Origin of the sequence: Vreelandella neptunia (assembly GCF_034479615.1) — a bacterium.
Classification (GTDB): Bacteria; Pseudomonadota; Gammaproteobacteria; order Pseudomonadales; family Halomonadaceae; genus Vreelandella; species Vreelandella neptunia.
Genome location: NZ_CP140255.1, coordinates 1,815,140 through 1,834,128 on the forward strand (window position 1 = coordinate 1,815,140; position 18,989 = coordinate 1,834,128).

General features: G+C 54.6%; 17 protein-coding genes and 2 pseudogenes. 10 read left to right on the forward strand and 9 right to left on the reverse strand.

The window, feature by feature from the left end:
- Nucleotides 1–24 precede the first annotated feature (24 nt).
- The 3 genes from SR894_RS08295 to SR894_RS08305 all read right to left on the reverse strand — a co-directional run bounded on the left by SR894_RS08295 (nucleotide 25) and on the right by SR894_RS08305 (nucleotide 3,188).
- Entirely contained in the window at nucleotides 25–714 is a 690-nt protein-coding gene (locus SR894_RS08295; RefSeq protein ID WP_133730616.1) for a carboxypeptidase regulatory-like domain-containing protein, read from the reverse strand.
- Nucleotides 715–889: 175 nt separating this feature from the next.
- Nucleotides 890–1,486, reverse strand: a complete 597-nt coding sequence (locus tag SR894_RS08300) for a transglycosylase SLT domain-containing protein (protein WP_413614114.1) — start codon at nucleotides 1,484–1,486, stop codon at nucleotides 890–892.
- Complete coding sequence (locus SR894_RS08305) at nucleotides 1,467–3,188, reverse strand: proline--tRNA ligase (RefSeq protein ID WP_133730617.1); 1,722 nt, start codon at nucleotides 3,186–3,188, stop codon at nucleotides 1,467–1,469. Before SR894_RS08305 ends, SR894_RS08300 begins: the two co-directional genes overlap by 20 nt.
- Before the next feature lie 254 nt (nucleotides 3,189–3,442).
- On the opposite strand from SR894_RS08305, the gene SR894_RS08310 reads away from it, so the two are divergent.
- On the forward strand, nucleotides 3,443–3,877 hold the full coding sequence (locus tag SR894_RS08310) for a hypothetical protein (protein ID WP_088701638.1): 435 nt from the start codon (nucleotides 3,443–3,445) through the stop codon (nucleotides 3,875–3,877).
- Nucleotides 3,878–3,946: 69 nt separating this feature from the next.
- On the opposite strand, the gene SR894_RS08315 is transcribed toward SR894_RS08310, so the two are convergent.
- From SR894_RS08315 to SR894_RS08325, 3 genes are all read right to left on the reverse strand, one after another.
- The gene (locus SR894_RS08315; RefSeq protein WP_133730618.1) at nucleotides 3,947–5,362 is read right to left on the reverse strand and encodes an amidase; all 1,416 of its coding nucleotides are present in this window, start codon (nucleotides 5,360–5,362) and stop codon (nucleotides 3,947–3,949) included.
- Nucleotides 5,363–5,473: 111 nt separating this feature from the next.
- Nucleotides 5,474–6,316 carry a deoxyribonuclease IV gene (gene nfo / locus SR894_RS08320; protein ID WP_133730619.1) on the reverse strand — a complete coding sequence of 281 codons (843 nt, stop codon included), beginning with the start codon at nucleotides 6,314–6,316 and terminating at the stop codon, nucleotides 5,474–5,476.
- A gap of 43 nt (nucleotides 6,317–6,359) precedes the next feature.
- Nucleotides 6,360–7,115, reverse strand: a complete 756-nt coding sequence (locus SR894_RS08325) for a glycerophosphodiester phosphodiesterase family protein (RefSeq protein ID WP_133730620.1) — start codon at nucleotides 7,113–7,115, stop codon at nucleotides 6,360–6,362.
- A gap of 226 nt (nucleotides 7,116–7,341) precedes the next feature.
- On the opposite strand from SR894_RS08325, the gene SR894_RS08330 reads away from it, so the two are divergent.
- Nucleotides 7,342–8,319: an NADPH:quinone reductase gene (locus SR894_RS08330; protein ID WP_133730621.1), complete on the forward strand. Its 978-nt coding sequence runs from the start codon at nucleotides 7,342–7,344 to the stop codon at nucleotides 8,317–8,319.
- A gap of 270 nt (nucleotides 8,320–8,589) precedes the next feature.
- Here the strand turns inward: SR894_RS08330 and SR894_RS08335 are convergent.
- From SR894_RS08335 to SR894_RS08345, 3 genes and pseudogenes are all read right to left on the reverse strand, one after another.
- A pseudogene (locus tag SR894_RS08335) lies at nucleotides 8,590–8,970 on the reverse strand (Tn3 family transposase); the annotation flags it as partial.
- 133 nt (nucleotides 8,971–9,103) lie between these two features.
- Entirely contained in the window at nucleotides 9,104–10,564 is a 1,461-nt protein-coding gene (locus SR894_RS08340) for an alanine/glycine:cation symporter family protein (protein WP_133730623.1), read from the reverse strand.
- Between the two features lie 135 nt (nucleotides 10,565–10,699).
- Nucleotides 10,700–11,407 carry a type 1 glutamine amidotransferase gene (locus SR894_RS08345; RefSeq protein WP_133730624.1) on the reverse strand — a complete coding sequence of 236 codons (708 nt, stop codon included), beginning with the start codon at nucleotides 11,405–11,407 and terminating at the stop codon, nucleotides 10,700–10,702.
- Between the two features lie 338 nt (nucleotides 11,408–11,745).
- Between SR894_RS08345 and SR894_RS22945 the strand changes: the two genes are divergently transcribed.
- The 8 genes and pseudogenes from SR894_RS22945 (at nucleotide 11,746) to glpK (ending at nucleotide 18,899) form a co-directional block, all read left to right on the forward strand.
- Nucleotides 11,746–12,012: a transposase gene (locus SR894_RS22945; RefSeq protein WP_422822665.1), complete on the forward strand. Its 267-nt coding sequence runs from the start codon at nucleotides 11,746–11,748 to the stop codon at nucleotides 12,010–12,012.
- On the forward strand, nucleotides 12,006–12,230 hold the full coding sequence (locus tag SR894_RS22950) for a hypothetical protein (protein WP_413614115.1): 225 nt from the start codon (nucleotides 12,006–12,008) through the stop codon (nucleotides 12,228–12,230). Before SR894_RS22945 ends, SR894_RS22950 begins: the two co-directional genes overlap by 7 nt.
- A 108-nt stretch (nucleotides 12,231–12,338) precedes the next feature.
- A complete protein-coding gene (locus SR894_RS22955; RefSeq protein WP_422822664.1) occupies nucleotides 12,339–12,491 on the forward strand; it encodes a hypothetical protein in 153 nt (50 codons plus the stop codon).
- Nucleotides 12,492–12,630: 139 nt separating this feature from the next.
- Nucleotides 12,631–12,816 (forward strand): annotated as a pseudogene (locus SR894_RS22960) (integrase core domain-containing protein); the annotation flags it as partial.
- 54 nt (nucleotides 12,817–12,870) lie between these two features.
- Nucleotides 12,871–13,536, forward strand: coding sequence for a TetR/AcrR family transcriptional regulator (locus tag SR894_RS08355; RefSeq protein WP_133730625.1), 666 nt, complete (start codon nucleotides 12,871–12,873; stop codon nucleotides 13,534–13,536).
- A gap of 927 nt (nucleotides 13,537–14,463) precedes the next feature.
- A complete protein-coding gene (locus SR894_RS08360) occupies nucleotides 14,464–16,422 on the forward strand; it encodes an SLC13 family permease (protein WP_133730626.1) in 1,959 nt (652 codons plus the stop codon).
- Nucleotides 16,423–16,545: 123 nt separating this feature from the next.
- Complete coding sequence (locus SR894_RS08365) at nucleotides 16,546–17,304, forward strand: DeoR/GlpR family transcriptional regulator (protein WP_133730627.1); 759 nt, start codon at nucleotides 16,546–16,548, stop codon at nucleotides 17,302–17,304.
- 110 nt (nucleotides 17,305–17,414) lie between these two features.
- A complete protein-coding gene (gene glpK, locus SR894_RS08370) occupies nucleotides 17,415–18,899 on the forward strand; it encodes a glycerol kinase GlpK (protein ID WP_133730628.1) in 1,485 nt (494 codons plus the stop codon).
- Nucleotides 18,900–18,989: the final 90 nt, after the last annotated feature.

Genomic DNA, 18,989 nt, shown 5'->3' on the forward strand with positions numbered 1-18,989 from the left:
CATCTCCTGAACACTGATAGGGGCTTAAGTGGCATCTTTGAATCGCTGCTGAAGGGGAGAGAGGGTTGGCGCTGGGGGTGGCAGCGCATTGAGTTTCAAGCTGACGTTTAGTTGGTCGTTATCGGTAATGACGCCTTCCCACCAGACTTGCTGGCTGTCATCAAGCAGCGGGTGCCAAACGCGCACACGATGCTCACCTGATGGCAGCTCAGGCAGGGTAAGTACGCCTTCGGCGCCCGTTTTCGCCGAGTAGGGGGCGTCGCTAACAACAATAAAAGCCTGCATGTGATCGTGAATATTGCATCCTAAAACGACAATGCCGGATTGGTCGAAGTGAACCGGTGGCGGCGTTTCTTGCAGGTAGAGATTTAAATCAAAGGTTTTGGCCGGTGAAAAAGAGTAGACGTGATGACGGGTTGTGTCTTGGTTGGGAAATGCCACATGGCTGCCGGTAGGAACGGTTAGTACTTTGGGGTGGAAGGCTGCATCACGCTGAAAGATGCTCTCTTCTTGGGGAGGGTTGCTCGCCTCCGAAGTATAGTAAATCTCAACCACTGCGTTCTCAAGCGGTTGGCCATCAGCACTGCTTATGGTTATTTGCGCAGCGTTAACGTTGGGGGCAAGCAGGGTGATTACTGCCAGTGCCAATAGCGGGGCTGCGTATGCATTGATAAACCCGCTAAAAGGGCGACGTCGTAGTGTTGGCTTTGGCATTGAGGTTGGCATCCCGCATTAAGCTGGCAAAGTGTTTACCATAATAGTGAATGGATTGTGCAGGAAAGTCATGCGTTTGGCTTAACGATAAGCCAACACTATTGCTTTTACTTTTACTAAATGCGGGCGTTGGCGATCAGGTTAGCTGGTACCGATGAGATAGGATGCGAGGCGTTTAGGGCAATGTTGGCTGGCGCCAGGTATCCCGCCAGGCGCGCATGACCCGCTCCGGGTACCAGGTTTCGCCCAGGCTGCCATTGTAGCGGGCTAGCGCGCGGGTAAAGTCGCCGTTCTCGATAGCGAGGTAATGCGCCAAAATGGTACATCCATAGCGCAGGTTGCGCGGCGGATAGGTTAAGTCATCAATCGGCAGCCCAAGTTCGCTGACCCAAAACGGCATGATTTGCATCAAGCCAACGGCGCCTGCTGAGGAGATAGCCTCGGCTTTAAAGGCGCTCTCCACCTGAATCAAAGCTAACACTAACTCTGGCGGTAAGCCTGCCAGCCTGGCCTCTTGGTAGATACGCGTGAGCAGTGTCTGGCGCTGTACGGCATCATCAATAAAACGCGCTAGCGGCGTGTCCATACGCTCACGCCACTGACGCGCTGCCCACTGCTGTTGAGCCGTTTGATGCTGCTGATTGGCAGACTCAAGGGTAGGGCGTAGGGTTTGAGGCAGCGGCTGAGCCGCTACTGGGCTTGTTGCTACAAGCCCGGCGCCGCTCAGCAAGACTCCGCAAAGCGTTGCTACCTTAACTGCTCGCTTTCTCACGCAAAAAGTCGATGATTTGATCAGCAGGCACCATGGTGGCTTCGCTATCTCGGCGACCTTTATACTCCAGCTCACCGTTGTCCAGGCCGCGGTCGCCGATCACCAGGCGATGAGGAACGCCCATCAGTTCCAAATCGGCAAACTTAACGCCGGGCCGGGTGTCGCGGTCATCCAGCAAGACGTCTAAGCCAGCGGCGGTGAGCGCTTGGTAAAGACGTTCAGACTCTTCGCGAACACGCTGGGATTTGTGTGCATTCATCGGCACCAGTGCCACCTGGAAGGGCGCAATAGCGTTGGGCCAGATAATGCCGGATTCGTCGTGGTTCTGCTCAATGGCGGCGGCGACCACGCGGGTCACGCCGATGCCGTAGCAACCCATCCAAGGATGGCTGGTTTTACCGTTGTCGCCCAGCACATTGGCGTTCATGGCCTGGGAGTACTTTTGGCCAAGCTGGAAGACGTGACCCACCTCGATGCCACGCTTGATAGAGAGCGTGCCGTGGCCATCAGGAGAGGGGTCGCCTTCCACCACATTGCGCAGGTCGGCTACCTCGGGCAGGGCCACATCACGCTCCCAGTTAATGCCGAAATAGTGTTTGCCTTCAATATTGGCACCCGCGCCAAAGTCGCTCATCAGGGCAACGCTGCGGTCGGCAATAATGGGCATATCAAGGTTCACCGGGCCAAGCGAGCCAAAGCCTGCGCCGGCTGCTGCGAGAATTTCCTCTTCGCTGCCCATGGTCAGCGGGGCCGCCACTTGGGGAAGGTTCTCAGCTTTTACCTCGTTCAGCTCATGATCGCCGCGCACCAATAGGGCAATCAGGCCGCCTTCGGCGGCACGTACGATGAGGGTCTTGACCGTTTTCTCGATCGGCAGATCAAACTGCTCAACCAGGGCGGCAATGGTCTTGGCGTTAGGCGTATCTACCAGGTGCATCTCTTGGGTAGGCGCTTCGCGCTGTATGTTGCTGCCCAGGGGAGCAGGCAAGGCTTCGGCCTTTTCCATGTTTGCGGCGTAGTCGGAAGAGTTGGAAAAGACGATGTCGTCTTCGCCAGACTCGGCCAGCACGTGGAATTCGTGAGAGCCGGTACCGCCAATAGAACCGTTGTCGGCGATCACCGGGCGGAAGTCGAGGCCCAGGCGCGTGAAAATGCGTGTGTAAGCGTCGTACATATCCTGGTAGGTCTGCTTCAGCGAGTCTTCATCCAGGTGGAAGGAGTAAGCGTCCTTCATGATGAACTCGCGGGAGCGCATTACCCCAAAGCGTGGGCGAATCTCGTCACGGAACTTGGTCTGAATCTGGTAGAAATTGACCGGCAGCTGTTTGTAGCTGGCGATCTCTTTACGCACCAGATCGGTAATCACTTCTTCGTGGGTCGGGCCAACGCAGTAGTCGCGGTCGTGGCGATCTTTTAGGCGTAATAGCTCAGGGCCGTACTGTTCCCAACGGCCAGACTCCTGCCAAAGCTCAGCAGGCTGCACGGCGGGCATCAGTACCTCTTGAGCACCGGCGCGGTTCATCTCTTCGCGCACAATGGCTTCCACTTTGCGCAGGGTACGCAGGCCAAGGGGCAGCCAGGTGTAAAGGCCAGAGGTTAAGCGGCGAATCATCCCGGCACGGAGCATTAGCTGGTGGCTAATGACTTCGGCGTCAGCCGGGGTTTCTTTGAGAGTGGCAATCAGTAATTGGCTGGCGCGCATGGGCGTGAGCATTCCTTAAGTTTTGAAAACAGGTTTTTGAAAACTGGATTCTTGAAAAAAGTGCTGGGAAGCGTTGAATGGGAACATTGTACGGCCTAGCGGTTAAAGCGGCAAAATAGTGCTCATGTTCAAATGATCTATGCTTTTGGATGGCTGTGCTAAGCTAATCGAGTTTTATGGCGCGATAGTCGGCAAAAATGAAAGCGCAATACACTATATCGACTATCGTTACTTTTTTGTTTGAGGGAACCTTCATGCATCAAGCAGTTCGTCGCTGGTTGACTGGCGCCGTGGTTGGCGTTTCCATCGTGTCGTTGAGTGGTTGTGGTACGCTTTTTCACCCTGAGCGTAAAGGGCAATTGAGCGGTGATATTGACCCGGTAATTGCTGTCGCCAACGGGGTCGGTTTGCTGTTTTTTATTGTACCCGGAGTGATTGCCTACGCCGTGGATTTCTCTAATGGCACCATCTATTTGCCGGGCCGCAACAGCGCCTCAGTAGATGTTCACCACTTAGACGACGCTATGGATGTAGCTTCTCTGGAAAAATTGCTTTCTGAAACAGCCGGTCAGCCGGTGAGCTTAGAGAGCGAGTTAGTCATGATTGAAGAGATGAGCAACTTGGATGAAGCGCTGGCTATGGTGCGCATGTCGGGCGTGTTAGACCAAGAGAAACTCTCGGCGATGTAACGTTCGCTATTGACCGTTAAAACCCAGCCAGGCATTACACCTGGCTGGGTTTTTTCATGCGGTACAAGTTTAAGCATACTGGGCAGGGTTGGGTACGCTGGGAAAGCGCGGCGGATGCGCTTCTATGTAGGCATGGCAGGCGCGCAGAACGCGGGCATCATCATATTTGCCTCCTGCTAGCTGAAAACCTACCGGCAATCCTTTATCGGTAAATCCGCAGGGCACCGAGGCGGCGGGCTGCTGGCTAAGGTTGAAAGGATAGCTAAATGGAGCCCACTCCTCCCAGTCCCGCATGTCGCTGCCGGGGGGGACTTCCTGGTTTATTTCAAACGGCGGTATCGCCACCGAGGGTGTCATTAGCAGGTGGTACTCTTGGTTAAAGTGCTCCAGGCGCTGGGTTAACTCTGCACGGTCTGCCAAGGCACGGAACAGCTCAACGGCTTTCCAGGGTTCGGCCTCACGGGCATTGGCCACCATGCCGGGATCCAGCAGCGTACGCTGGTGATCATCCATTTGTGACCACTGCTCTAAAGAGGCGGTAAACCAAAGCTTGCGGAAGGTATCCAGCGGTGACGAAAAGCCGGGATGTACTTCGACGATCTCAGCGCCCAACGCCTCCAGTCTGCCGGCTGCTTCTCTCACGCGTTCGGCAACCTGTGGATCTACTTTGGCGTAGCCAAGATCAGCCGAGTAGCCAATCCGTAGTCCGGTTAAACATTTATCCAAATCCATCCCCCAGCACTCGGGCTGCCCGCGGGTGGCGTAAGGGTCACGGTAGTCGTAGCGGCCTATCACATTGAGCATGCTGACCGCATCCCGCACGGTGCGCGTTAACGGCCCCAGGTGCGATAGGCTGGGCTCTTTAGCCGGTGGCCATTGGGGCGTCCAGCCAAATGTGGGTTTGAAGCCAAAGACACCGGTGAACGCCGCGGGGATACGTATGGAACCGCCTGAGTCGCCGCCCTGGTGCAGCACACCCATATTGAGCGCGGCGGCCGCAGCGGCCCCGCCGGAAGAGCCGCCGGGGGTTAACCGCGTATCCCAGGGGTTGGCCGTGGCGCCAAAGACGCGGTTATCGGTCACGGCTTTCCAGCCAAATTCGGGCGTGTTGGTTTTGCCTAGCAGGATAGCGCCCGCTTCACGCAGCATGCGCGCGGGTGGAGCATCGGTGTCACATAGCGCTTTAGAAGAGGTTAGCGAGCCTTCCCGGCAGGGCATGCCTGCCACTTGGGTCAGGTCTTTAAGCGATACCGGCACCCCGTCAATGGGGCTTAGCGGCTTGCCTTGCCCCCAGCGCCGTGCCGAGGCTTTGGCCGCCGATTCTGCGCCTTCAGCATCTACATATACATAGGCGTTAACGTCTGGGTTGAAGCGCTCGATTCGCTCAAGAGCGGCACGAGTCGCTTCTAGCGGGGAGGCCTCTCGGCTTTCAAACAAGTGAGCTAGGGTCTGGGCATCTAAACTGCCGAGATCGGTATCGCTCATTGCACACTCCTTACGTAGGCTGGGGCTTGGGTAAAGGAGTTTAAGCGTAGGCAAGCATTACCGGGCGTGCAAAAACCGCTGCATCGTAGGCTGACTCTTTGTATCCACTGTTCAGGAGGCTTGAGCGCGTAGCCAAGCTATTTCATCGGCCCATATCTCGGGTTCGATAGTCTCCAGGATCATGGGAATAGCGTTTATCCGTGGTTCCTGCATGATAGCGGTAAAGGCGGGCAGGCCGATGTTGCCTTTGCCCAGGCTATGGTGGCGATCCACGCGGCTGGCAAGGTTGCTTTTGGCATCGTTTAAATGCATGCCACGCAGATACTCAAAGCCCACAACGCTGCCTAGCTCATCGAGCGTTGATTGGGTGGCCTCGGTCGTGCGTAAATCATAGCCCGCCGCAAAGGCGTGGCAGGTGTCAATGCACACTCCCACGCGAGTTTTGTCGTCCACGTGGGCAATGATTTCGGCCAAATGTTCAAAGCGCCAGCCCAGGTTAGTGCCTTGGCCAGCGGTATTTTCAATCACCGCCGTAACGCCCTGGGTATGCGTTAGCGCTTCGTTAACGGATTCAGCAATACGCTTTAAGCAGTCGCTTTCACTGATTTTGTTCAAATGGCTGCCAGGGTGGAAATTAAGTAGCGTCAGTCCCAGCTGCTCGCAGCGCTGCATCTCGTCCAGAAAGGCATCTCGGGATTTGCGTAGGCCTTCCTGATCGGGGTGGCCGAGGTTAATCAGATAGCTGTCGTGGGGCAAAATCTGTTCAGGGGCAAAATTATGCTCGGAGCAGGCGTCGCGAAAGGCTTGAATGGCCTCATCGGTGAGCGGTTTACCTTTCCATTGACGCTGATTTTTGGTGAATAGCGCAAACGCATCCGCACCAATTTCCACCGCTCGCTGCACGGCTTGGTCTGCGCCGCCAGCGGCGCTCACGTGGGCTCCTAAGTACTTCACGGTGGACTCCTTGTCAGTGTTTGAACGTATCACGCGTTACTGGTCAATGGCTGTCTAAAAAACGTTTGAACGCGGCGGGTTCATCGGTGATGACACTGCCGATACCCCACTCCCAGCGGCTATGGAAAGCGCTGGGGTCATTGGCGGTATAGCACAATATTTGATAGCCATCGCGCTGTATAGCGTCGGCTTGGGCGCGCTTCAAACGCGGCCAGTGGGGGTGCACGCTAAAAGCCTCAATGGCTTCGCACTGCTCACGCCAGCTTTTGGGCACGCTTCCGAACAGTACGCCCAGAGCAAGCCGCTCTTTGCCGGCAAATTGACGGCAGTGGACAAGAGCAGCGGCATTGAAGGAGGAGATTATCAAGCGCTCGGGGGGGAGAGTGTCGAGCATCTCCGGTAGCGCGCGTTCCACCAGCGCGATGGGGTCGTGGCCTTTATTGACCTTGATTTCCATATTGACGCCCATTTCCAGCTCGTTAAGCAGTGCCAACATTTCGCTGAGGCTAGGCATCTTCTCACCTGCAAAACGATCGTCAAACCACCCCCCGGCATCCAGGGTTTGCGCCTTGGCCCAGCTCATGGAGGCGAGTCCGCCCCGTCCGTTTGAGCAGCGCGCTACATCGCCGTCGTGCCAGATCACTGGGGTGCCATCACCCAGTAGCTGCACATCCAGCTCTACCCATGTGGCTCCCGCTTCATGAGCGGCGTGCACCGCAGCTAGGGTGTTTTCAGGGGCAGCGGCGGAGTAGCCGCGGTGAGCAATCAGCGCAGGGAGTTGAATAGCGGGATGCGTCATGACAAATCTCTAAGCCTTAGACGATAAAGAAGCGCTAATACTAGCATGGGCGCATGACAGCAGGATTGCATTGCCTTGCGTTCTAATGGGTAAAAATACGCTAGCGTGCTAGCTTGATTTAAACGCCGCGACGCGCTTGTATAGCAGCACCTGTTGCCATGCTTAGCATTATTCAGAGATGGCGTCTCAACCGAATAATTAGCAAATTACACAAGAAGGAGTCCTAATGTCTCAGCGTATTCAGTTTGCCCGCACCGGCGGTTCTGAGGTACTTGAACTGGTCGACGTTACCCCTGCTGAACCTGGTCAGGGTGAAGTGCGTGTTGCCAATAAAGCCGTTGGCCTTAATTTTATCGACATCTATTTTCGTACCGGGCTCTATCCAGCCCCTTCCATGCCTTCTGGCCTAGGCACCGAAGGTGCAGGTGTGGTCGATGCGGTTGGCGAAGGGGTCACACATCTTAACGTTGGCGATCGCGTGGCCTATGCCCAAGGCCCGTTGGGCGCCTATGCAGAGCTGCATGTGCTGCCAGCGGCTAAAGTGGTCAAACTCCCCGACTTCGTTGATTTCGAAACCGCAGCGGCGAGTATGCTCAAAGGCCTTACCGTGCAGTATCTGCTGCGCCAAACCTATGAACTACAAGGTGGCGAAACCATTCTGTTTCACGCCGCAGCGGGCGGGGTAGGTTCGATTGCCTGCCAGTGGGCGAAGTCGTTAGGCGTTAAGCTGATCGGCACAGTCAGTTCTCAGGAAAAAGCGGATCTAGCCATGGCCAACGGCGCCTGGGCGACGATTAATTACAGCGAAGAGAACGTGGTGGATCGCGTACGCGAGCTTACCAACGGCGACATGTGCGATGTGGTGTACGACTCGGTGGGTAAAGACACCTGGGAAATGTCACTGGATTGCCTAAAGCCCCGTGGGCTGATGGTCAGCTTTGGCAACGCCTCTGGCCCGGTGGAGGGCGTCAATATCGGTATCCTTAACCAGAAGGGCGCGCTTTACGTTACCCGTCCCAGCCTCAATGGCTACGCCGACACCCGCGAGCGTTTTGAGAAGATGTGCGAAGAGTTTTTCGCCATGATTGAAAGCGGTAAGGTCAAGATCGATATCGCCAACCGCTACCCACTTGCCGAAGCGGGCAAAGCACAAGACGCGCTACAAAGCCGCAAAACCACCGGGTCTACTATTCTTTTACCGTAGCGAGTTCACTTTAGCCGACGATAGAGCTTTGAGAGGAGGAGCAGAGTTCAACCTAAAGCGGTGGCTTTCATCAGGCTAGGGGGAGATTCCGGTAGGGGCAGGATCGTATCATAAGGCCCTCCGGGCTTGGTTTTTCCACCTGTATTCGCCTGTGAGCAAGATATGAGCCCATCCGAGTGGCGAGATATGCGCCAGGAGTTCAGGTGTGTAGTCCATTCCCGCCGCCGGGAAGAACTGGTCATCGCTAGAGGCCGTAATGCCGCCTCCTCAGAGCTGGGCCATGGGCAGGTCTGATTGGGCTTTGACCATCATGGCTAGGGCGCGTTTGATCGCGTCGCTTTCCACGTGCCAACCGGACAAGCGCGAGAGTTGGAAGAAGTTATGTGTGTTGGTTGCCTCGGCCATCTTGCTCAGGCCGAGGTTCAACCCCTCGGCCAGCAATACATTCAGCAATCCTACGCTATCCTTGCAGAGCGAGCCGGTGCGCAGTTGTGTGAAGGCGTCCGTGAAGCCGGTTTCGTCATCGACTTCCTGTAAAAGGTAGGTAATGCGAGCGGCAGGCAGACGGCCATAGAGGTCGAGCACCAATTCGACAGCTTCCTTTGGCACCGCTGAACTTAGCCGGTCAATCTTGAGCACGCTATTTTCAATGACTTTCGAGTTGGACCGTTCGCACGGTCTAATGATGACCACCATGCTCGCAGGCTTCACTCAGTTCGAACGCGATGCTCATCGTGCAAGAATGGGGTTCGCTCTCCGCCGACGGGGGAGAGCGGTTGTTTTGTTATTTGGCGTGCTTTGCGGCAGGTTTGGCAGCCTCAGACGTTGATGCCGCCTCCTTGCTCCAGATGCCCGGTTCAACACGATCCTGAAGTTCCGGGAAGCTGGCAATATCAAATTCCGGCTCACCGGTTCGCCGTTGTGCGATGTAATCGGTGGTGAGTTTCCTGACGGTGCCCGAAAGCAACAGGATGACAACCAGGTTGATTGTTGCAAGTATTCCCATGATCGCGTCCGCCATGTTGAACACCAGGGTAACCGTCTGGAGGGATCCCCAGAACGTTGCCGCCAGCAACACTGCTTTCAGCATTGTCTGCACCACTGCGTTGCTGCCGAAAACGATCGAGATTGCGTTTTCAGTAAAAGAGTATATCCCCATAATAGTAGTGAACGCGAAGAACAGTACGGCAATGGCAAGGAAATAGCTTCCGGCACCGCCAATATGCGCGCTGAGAGCGGCTTGGGTTAACTCGATCCCTTTGAGAGTGGAATCGGAGCCCATCACACCGGACGTCAGGATCAAGATCGCGGTCGCTGTGCAGATCACGATGGTGTCGATGAAGACGCTTAGCGCTTGAACGAACCCCTGCGCAACTGGGTGGTGCGGGTTCGGCGTGGCCGATGCAGCGATATGCGGCACGGTGCCCATACCCGCTTCGTTGGAAAACAAACCGCGTTGTACGCCATTCAGCATTGCCGCGAAAACACCGCCCGCGGCACCGCCTGCGGCTTCCTGCCAGCCAAAAGCGCTGGCGAAGATCGTACCGATGACGTCCGGTACCTCGGTGATGTTGATCGCCATGACAACCAGTGCAATAAAAACATATGCGGCGGCCATGAACGGCACGATGACTTCGGCGACAGAGGCAATTCTGGAAATACCGCCATGGATCACCACACCGATCAAAAGGCTCACCACAGCCCCGGTCATCCAGGTGGGGAAATTAAAGGCTCCATTCATGGCTCCGGCGATAGAGTTAGACTGAACGGAAGCAAAAACCAGCCCGGCGATGGCAAAAAGAACCGCGAACACAGTGCCGAGCCAGGGGAGTTTCAAACCTCTGGCGATATAGAACTCGGGGCCTCCGCGAATGCTGCCGTCTTCAGTACGGGCCTTGTACAACTGCGCCAGCGTGCTTTCCGAAAAGGCCGTGGCCATGCCCAGAAGTGCGACGAGCCACATCCAGAATATGGCACCCGGCCCTCCATAAAAAAGCGCAATGGCCACCCCTACGATGTTCCCGGTTCCAACACGCGAAGCTAGGCTGATTGTCAGTGCCTGAAATGGCGAGATACTGCCGATTTCACGCTCTCCCGAGGCGGAGATAGTCCTGATCATCTCCCTGACATGTCGAAACTGGATGAACCCGAGTTTGAAAGTAAGGTACAGGCCTGCAGCCAGAAGGCCATACGTCAGAACGTATAACCATAGATACTCGTTGATAGTGTTGACGATCGTTTCCATTTTCTCGCTGACCTTATTATTATTTCGGATGGGTTATTCGACGGAACAACCCAATCTTCAGGTGGGTTTTAGGTTTCATTCCTGCGACAGAAATTATCCCTGTTGGCCATCTGCAGTGACCTGTTGGGCTTGAGATCACGGAGATAAGTTAAGCCAGCGTTCGGCCATTTGTGTGCATAGTTGAGACTGACGCTTAAAATCTTCGATGGTGAAGTTGAGCATCCTTTTGCTGATCATTTCACCGTTTTCGTCGACCCTATCGGCGACCACCTTTGCCAAATTCTTCACTTCTTCCACGGTCAGTTCCGGGTGAAACTGCACGCCATAGCAGTGTTTGCCGACGCGATAAGCCTGATTTGTAAGATTGTCCCCGGTCAGCAGTAAGTCGGCGCCTTGCGGCAGTTGAAAGCGATCCTCGTGCAGTTCGTAGAACCGTGATCTCTCGGGAACCACCGAGAAGACAGGGTCGTCCTTGGCGGCCTGCGTCGACTGCAAATCGGTGAACGCGATCTCCCAACCGTCATTGGACTCGTTCTCGGTGCCCATTGATCGCGCCAGGAGCTGCGCGCCCAGGCAAATGCCGAAGATCGGTTTCTGCGACGTGCGAAATTCCTCTATGATCTCGAGCACGTGGGGCAAGAACGGGTTGGTCTCATCGTCGAACCCGTTAGCCCTGCCGCCAAGTACAACCAATCCGTAGTATCCCTTGGCGTCGATTGGCGAGAACGTTTGCCCTTCATAGACTAGCAGCGTCTCAAGCTCTGCCCCGGCCTTTTCCAGAGAAGCCCCGAAGTGACCACTCGGCGCGTATAGATCGTTCTGAACGACCAGTATCTTTTTCACAGTTCATCCTCATTTTGGCAGCCAAAAGCGACTTTTGTTGTTAAAAAGATGATAATTGTCATATAAAGATTCTGTCAAGGGATACTTTGCGGGTACTGCGCGAGCGAGATGGGAAGCAATTTCACTTTATTCGGTCGCTTTTCCGGGGCGCGGTCGCGGGCGCGACGCCGAGACTGCGGCGCAGAAGAAACCACAGCACTGTTTACAGGAAACATGTTGTGTACTTTGTCCGCAGGGGGCAGGGTTCGACAGTCACGGGACGCACACGGTAATCCACCCGAAAAACCAGGGTGCTCAAAAGTAGAATTTTCCGTAAGCTAAACGCAGGTAGGTTCTGCATGAAAAAATCACGCTTTTCCCATAGCCAAATCATGGCCATCCTGAAGCAAGCCAAGAGCGGAGTGCCGGTGCCTGAGCTCTGCCATGAACACGGCATGAGCAGTGCTAGTCTTTATAAGTGGCGAGCCAAATTCGGCGGCATAGATACCTCTATGATCAAGCGTATGAAAGAGCTTGAGGATGAAAATCGGCGTTTGAAAAAAATGTACGCCGAAGAGCGTCTCAAGTCCGAACTGCGTAAGGAAGCCCTTGAGGGAAAGTGGTAAAGCCATCTCTCCGCCGTGAGATGGCGCAAAAAGCGGTAGCGCATGTCCGTTGTAGCATTCGCCTGGCTTGCGTCACCTTCAGCGTCAGCGAGTCCTGCTATCGCTACCTAGGCAAGCTCAACTCTGAAAACGCCGAGATTGCCGACCTGCTGGTGCGATTGACCCATCACCAGCGCAACTGGGGCTTTGGCCTATGTTTCTGTATCTGCGCAACGTGAGGGGCTATCCCTGGAACTACAAACGCGTTTACCGAATTTATCGGGAGCTGGAGCTGAACATGCAAGCCCCGCAAGCGGCTGGTACGTGAAAAGCCCGAGCCGCTGGTAGTGCCCAAGGTCATCAACGCCAGTTTGACCATGGATTTCAAGCCTGAACAGCTAGAAGCTGGACGTAGTTACCGGCTATTCAATGTGATCGATGATTACAACCGGGAAGGCCTGGGCATTGAGTGGATCTGTCTTTACCCTCTGAGCGGGTAATGCGAGCACTGGATCAGATCATCGAGTAGCGTGGAAAACCTGCCCAGATTCGCTGTGACAACGGTTCAGAATACATCAGTGCTGCCCGGGCTGAGCAACAGGGTATTACCTTGGTCTTTATCCAGCCCGGCAACCCGCAGCAGGTGAGTATATCGAGCGCTACAATCGAACTGTGCGCTACGACTGGCTGGTTCACTACCTGTTCCACTCCCTTGAGGACGTTCAGGAATATGCAACGCAGAGGCTATGGACTTACAATAACGAACGACCCAACATGGCCCTCGGAGGCATTACTCCTCAACAGAAACTGGCCATGGCGGCCTGAACTCTATTCTTGAAGCCCTCTTAAAATGGGGGGATTACCTTACAAGCAACAGCAATGGCCAAGAGAAAAGAACAGATTTTGTCAACTCAAAAAACGCGAAAACCCGTGCAGGAACGAGGCATCAAGCGCCGCAGTGAGATCCTTTCTGCGGCGGTTCAGATCATTTCAGAGACCGGCACTACCGGCGCAACCGCTCACAAGATTGCAGAGCGGGCTAACCTACCGGCATCTTCGGTCTATCAGTATTTTCCGAAACCAGAGATGATTTTTGAGGTGTTGGCAGAACAGCGTGCATCGGACATGATAGAACACCTGAAGAAAGAATTTGCCGGCAGGGATTTCGACAACTGGTGGCAGATGTACGAGATTGTTGCAAAAGCTACTTGTGAATTTTACAGGGACGATCCGGTTAACGCCCGTCTCTTTTTGGGGATGGATGCTGCGATTATCGTGCGGCTTGGCGCAGCCTCCCGTCTGACCCGGTTCGCCGAATGGTTCTGTGAGGAACTGGAAAGCAGATTCATCGTCACCGACCTCCGTGGAATGCGTGAGCCTCTGGCGATTTCGGTGAATGTCTTTGACGCCGCCCTGTCGCGGAGTATTTCTCTATACGGCGAAATCCGGCCGCAATATTTTGATGAGGCCAAAGAGGCCGTATTCGGGTATCTCAATGCTCGAATAGAACCCAACGTGAAGAAAAGAGTTGTGAAGGCTACATAGGGCTCTCGATTGTTTTGCGCCCGTGCTGACAACTGGAACGGGGCTCTCTTGGCCGGAATTCATACGACTCATGACCAGGGCAGCCAGGTTTGAAAACCAGACAACACCGAACGTCTGCATAGCGTCAGCGCATACTGTCTTTACCTCGGCGACTACTGACTTGGCGAGAAAGGCCTCTTTCATGATGGGTTCGTGCTCTGATTTTTCGGTCAGTTGAAGCGAGCGTAAGCTGCTTTCCAAGTTCCCTGGTTTTTCTTCATAACGCTCAAATATGCACGCTCGATCCAGCTGGGCCGAGCTTCGAGTTGGGCAGCCCGCACGGCCGTATGATGGCCACCATGCTCGCATCGCCCAGTTTGAACGCGGCCTGCTCAACGTGCGCGTAAAATCCGGCCTTGCCGCTGTGCGGGCGCGAGGAAAGAAACTCGGGCGGTAACCGGATCAACGCCCGAAATCAGATAAACTCGTACCTAAGGTGATCTAGGCCGTTGCCGAAGGCAAGTCATACCGATGGATTGCCTGCGATCTCAGCATTTCCAAAATACCGTATCAGAAATCGTGAAACGGAACCGACAGACCGCCTTATGATACGATGCTCCCCCTACTGAATCTACACTAGGCCAGGAAGTGCCCTGTACCTCGAAGTCTGCACGGATCGCTATAAGATAGTTGATGCTCGCAGTATTGTTGATTACAAAAGTAAGCGCTTTTATTAGCCCGTTTTACCCTTCATTACACTATCGCTATGAAGCTCGGCTTTGCCGAGCTTTTTTACCTTTTGGCTAAGTGTTTATAGGCTTGGTATATGCAGGGTCTATACCTCTGTATAGTAAACGTCTAATGTGCAGAAGAAATAGCCATGTTAGAGCGTGGCGTGCATCGATCGCGTGGTGAACTTTCAAATGCCTGCAAGGGAGTGGGAAAAGGATGTCGGCTGAGGACATAAGTGTTGAGGGCTCAAGCGCTGAGGGCTCCGGTATTGAAAACGTTAATATTGAAGCATTGGATCTTGGCGGGTTAACGCTTACACCTAGCACACTGGTGTTTATCGTACTTGGGCTAACGCTCGCTGCGTTTATCTGGGGCCGCTTTCGCTATGACTTAGTGGCGCTGGCGGCGTTGCTGGGTTCGGTCATGCTGGGGCTTGTGCCGGCCGAAAGCGCTTTTGCCGGTTTTGGCCACCCGGCGGTGATTACCGTAGCCGCTGTATTGGTGCTTAGCCGAGGGTTTGAGCGCTCGGGCGTGGTGGATATTATTGCCAATCAAGTGCTCAAGGTGGGGGAGAACCTGTTGCTCCAACTCCTGGTGCTGGTGGGTACAATTGTTTTGTTGTCGGGCATTATGAATAACGTGGGCGCCCTGGCACTGCTACTACCGGTAGCTATGCGGCTTGCCCGCGAACACAACACCTCGCCTTCCTTACTGCTTATGCCGCTGGCGTTCGGCTCTTTACTCGGCGGCCTGACAACGTTAATTGGCACCCCACCCAATATCATTATTTCCAGTTATCGCCGAGAGGTGACGGACGAAGCATTTAGTATGTTTAGCTTCTCGCCTGTCGGCATCTTGGTTGCGCTGGCGGGTCTGGCCTTTATTGTTCTGGTGGGCTGGCGCTTGACGCCCAAGCGTAGCGGCCAGGCCTCTACGGATGAAATGTTCGATACCGCCAACTATTTAGTCGAATTGAAAGTAGGCGAAGAGTCGAAAGCTAAAGGCCTAACGCTACAGCAGCTGCGCGACGAGCTGGACGAAACCATTCCCGTGTTAGCAGTGGTGCGCGATGACAACCGCCGGGCGGGGTATAACTTCCACGGCGCCTTGGAAGAGGGGGATATTCTGCTATTAGAAGCAGGGCCTGATGAACTCCAAATGCTGGAAGACAAAGTGGGGCTTAGCGCGATTGCTGAGCTGGATGAAGAGGCCGAAGCAGATTCAGAAGTGGAAGACGCTGAGCATCCAGCCAGTAACAAAGAGGCAGATAAGGCTAAAAACAAAGACGCTGCCCAGGATCAACAACGCGTGGATACCGAAGGCCTGCAGTTGATCGAGGCCGTGGTGCGCAATGACTCTATGATGATTAACCGCAGCGTGCGAGAGCTACGTTTAAACCACCAATTTGGGCTGCACTTGGTGGCCGTCGCCCGGGATGGCGGGCGCTTGAAGCAGCGGCTACGGGATATCCGCTTTAAGAACGGCGACGTTTTGCTGTTGCAGGGCAGTGAAAATGAAATCTCTGACAGCTTGGCCTCGCTGGGCTGCCTACCCCTGGCTAGCCGCGAGTTGCACCTGGGGCAGCCGCGCAAGCTTGCCGTGTCGATTGCCATTTTTGCTTTGGCGATTATGGCCATGCTGTTTGACCTACTTCCGGCCGCAGTGGCCATGAGCACTGCAGCACTGATTTCGCTGCTGATTGGCGTGTTACCGTTACGCGAAGGGTATCAAGCGATTGATGGCCCGGTGATCGTGCTGCTAGCGGCGATGATACCCGTGGGTGAAGCATTAGAAACCAGCGGTGGTGCGGATTTGATTGCTAACGCGCTGCTCAGCTTTGGCAGCGATTGGCCGGTGGTCGTCACTATGGTGGGTCTGTTTTTACTCTCTATGCTGCTATCCAACGTGGTCAACAATGCGGCGGCTGCACTGCTGATGGCACCGATTGCGGTGAGCTTAGCCAATGGCTTTGATGTGTCTCTCGACCCGTTCTTGATGGTGGTGGCTGTCAGCGCTTCCTGTGCGTTTTTAACCCCTATTGGTCACCAATCCAATACGCTGGTGTTAGGGCCTGGCGGCTACCGCTTTGGCGACTATTGGAAACTGGGCCTGCCGCTTTCACTGGTGGTACTGATTGTGGCCATGCCCATGATTCTTTTGGTGTGGCCGCTATGATGTGAAATAAACGCTCGGTCTGTCGGTTTGGCACCTGCCGAATTGTTTGAAGAGTGCTATTAGATTTCGAAAATTTTGCTAAATTATGTTCAGATATCAATAAAAATCGAACAGGCCGGGCTTATGAATCAACAATTTCGTCAGGATGCCATTGTCGAGCTGGTTCGTCAGCACGGCTATATGAGTATCGAGCAGCTCACCGATCATTTTGCCGTGACGCCACAAACCATCCGTCGTGATTTGAACACCCTGGCGGATGAAGGTCGGGTTCGGCGGGTGCATGGCGGGGTGGGAATAGAGTCGAGTACGGTGAATACCGCCTACAGCACGCGCAAGACGCTCCATCTGGAAGAGAAGGAGCGCATTGCGCGCTGTCTAGCCCAACACATCCCTAACCACTCCTCACTGTTTATTAATATCGGCACCAGCAACGAAGTGATTGCTCAAGCGTTATTAGAGCACCAGGGCCTTGAGATCATTACCAATAATCTTAACGTGGCCGCCATACTGCAGCATAAAGAGGATTTTACCGTCATTATCGCGGGTGGTCAGGTGCGCTCCAGGGACGGCGGCATCATCGGTGAAGCCACTATCGACTTCATCAATCAGTTCAAAGTGGACTACGGCATTATCGGCATCAGTGGTATCGATGAAGATGGCTCACTGCTGGAATTTGACTATCAGGAAGTGCGCGTTGCTCAGGCGATTATCGCCAATTCGCGGCGCATCTATTTGGCGGCGGACTACTCTAAGTTTCATCGTAATCCGGTCGTACGGCAAGGTAATCTGGAACAGCTGGATGCGCTATTTACGGATCGCAAACCCCCAGAAGCGATTCAGCGTTTGCTGACGCAACACGATGTGGCGCTCTACATTGCATAATGAGGTAGTTTCAGCCTTGAGCATTTTGGGCGGCTAGAGTAGCCTTGGATGATAATAAAACGAAAGTAAATATACAAAATCGAAAGACAATACAACAAAGCGAACTCGATATGTCCTCTTTTATACTCGCCATTGATCAAGGTACCACCAGCTCCCGCGCCATTCTGTTTGACCGCCAAGGGCAGGTGGCCGCTGTTGCCCAGCAAGAATTCGCTCAGCACTTTCCCCACGACGGCTGGATTGAGCACAACCCTGAAGACATTTGGGAAACAGTCGTGGCCACCTGCCGGGACGTAATGCGCAACGCTGATATCTCCGCTGACCAAATCGATGGTATCGGTATTACCAATCAGCGGGAAACCACTATTCTGTGGGATCGGAAAACGGGCAAACCACTCTATAACGCCATCGTTTGGCAGGATCGCCGCACCTCGGATCTGTGTCAGTCGCTGCGCGATAAAGGGCACACCGATGTCGTCCAAGCTAAAACAGGCCTGTTGATTGACCCCTACTTTTCAGCCACCAAGCTTGGTTGGATACTGGATAACGTTGAGGGCGCTCGGGAGCGCGCTGAGCAGGGTGAGCTGGCGTTTGGAACGGTAGATAGTTTCTTAATCTGGCGGCTTACCGGTGGCCAGCAGCATGTGACCGATGCCACCAATGCTTCACGCACGGCGCTGTTTAATATCCATACCCAGGAGTGGGATGAAGAGCTGCTGACGCTGTTTAATATTCCCGCCAATTTATTGCCCGAAGTAAAAGACTCTAGCGATGATTTTGGCACCACCGAAGCGCACTGGCTGGGCGCCTCACTGCCGATTGCTGGGGTAGCAGGGGATCAACAGGCGGCGCTGGTGGGGCAGGCGTGCTTTCAACCGGGAATGGGTAAAAGCACCTACGGCACCGGCTGTTTTATGATTGTGAATACCGGAGAAACGCCGTCGCTGTCGCGCAATCGTCTATTGACCACCATTGGCTACCGGCTTAACGGCAAGCCAACCTACGCCATGGAGGGCAGTATTTTCGTGGCGGGGGCAACGGTGCAGTGGTTGCGTGACGGCTTGAACCTGTTTGCCGACGCATCAGAGACTGAAGCCTTGGCCCAGGAGACCCGCAGCGGCCACAGCGTTTATCTGGTACCCGCCTTTACCGGCTTGGGCGCTCCACACTGGGATCCCAAAGCGCGTGGCGCTATTTTTGGGTTAACCCGCGATACGGGCATCGCCGAAATAGTCGCCGCTGGCTTGCAGGCGGTGTGCTATCAAACCCGCGATTTGCAGCACTGTATGAACGACGACATGGAGGCCCCTCCGGGCACTCTTCGCGTCGACGGCGGCATGGTAAAGAACAGCTGGGTGATGCAGTTTCTTGCCGATATGCTGGGTGTCCAGGTAGATCGTCCCACCATTCTGGAAACTACCGCCCTGGGAGCGGCTTACTTGGCTGGGCTGCGTCTAGGCTGGTATCAAACTCTGGAAGAGATCGAGCAGCTGTGGCGCTGCGAGAAGAGCTTTCTGCCTGAGATGGAGGAGTCCACCCGCGAGGAGCTCTATCAGGGATGGTTGGATGCCGTTTCGCGTGTGCGCTCTAGCTAGATAAGGATTAGTAGCCGACGTTTAATTACTATTTTGATTTAACCACGCTAAAGCCCCCTCATTTAGATGAGGGGGCTTTTTTGTTTAATC

Bases quoted from the DNA above. Each gene is read 5' to 3' on its own strand.
- SR894_RS08355 (WP_133730625.1), top strand. From the start codon at position 12,871: ATGGCCAAGAGAAAAGAACAGATTTTGTCAACTCAAAAAACGCGAAAA.
- SR894_RS08365 (WP_133730627.1), top strand. From the start codon at position 16,546: ATGAATCAACAATTTCGTCAGGATGCCATTGTCGAGCTGGTTCGTCAG.
- SR894_RS08325 (WP_133730620.1), bottom strand. From the start codon at position 7,115: ATGACGCATCCCGCTATTCAACTCCCTGCGCTGATTGCTCACCGCGGC.
- SR894_RS08330 (WP_133730621.1), top strand. From the start codon at position 7,342: ATGTCTCAGCGTATTCAGTTTGCCCGCACCGGCGGTTCTGAGGTACTT.
- SR894_RS22945 (WP_422822665.1), top strand. From the start codon at position 11,746: ATGAAAAAATCACGCTTTTCCCATAGCCAAATCATGGCCATCCTGAAG.
- SR894_RS08340 (WP_133730623.1), bottom strand. From the start codon at position 10,564: ATGGAAACGATCGTCAACACTATCAACGAGTATCTATGGTTATACGTT.
- glpK (WP_133730628.1), top strand. From the start codon at position 17,415: ATGTCCTCTTTTATACTCGCCATTGATCAAGGTACCACCAGCTCCCGC.
- SR894_RS08315 (WP_133730618.1), bottom strand. From the start codon at position 5,362: ATGAGCGATACCGATCTCGGCAGTTTAGATGCCCAGACCCTAGCTCAC.
- SR894_RS08360 (WP_133730626.1), top strand. From the start codon at position 14,464: ATGTCGGCTGAGGACATAAGTGTTGAGGGCTCAAGCGCTGAGGGCTCC.
- SR894_RS08310 (WP_088701638.1), top strand. From the start codon at position 3,443: ATGCATCAAGCAGTTCGTCGCTGGTTGACTGGCGCCGTGGTTGGCGTT.
- SR894_RS08305 (WP_133730617.1), bottom strand. From the start codon at position 3,188: ATGCGCGCCAGCCAATTACTGATTGCCACTCTCAAAGAAACCCCGGCT.
- SR894_RS08295 (WP_133730616.1), bottom strand. From the start codon at position 714: ATGCCAAAGCCAACACTACGACGTCGCCCTTTTAGCGGGTTTATCAAT.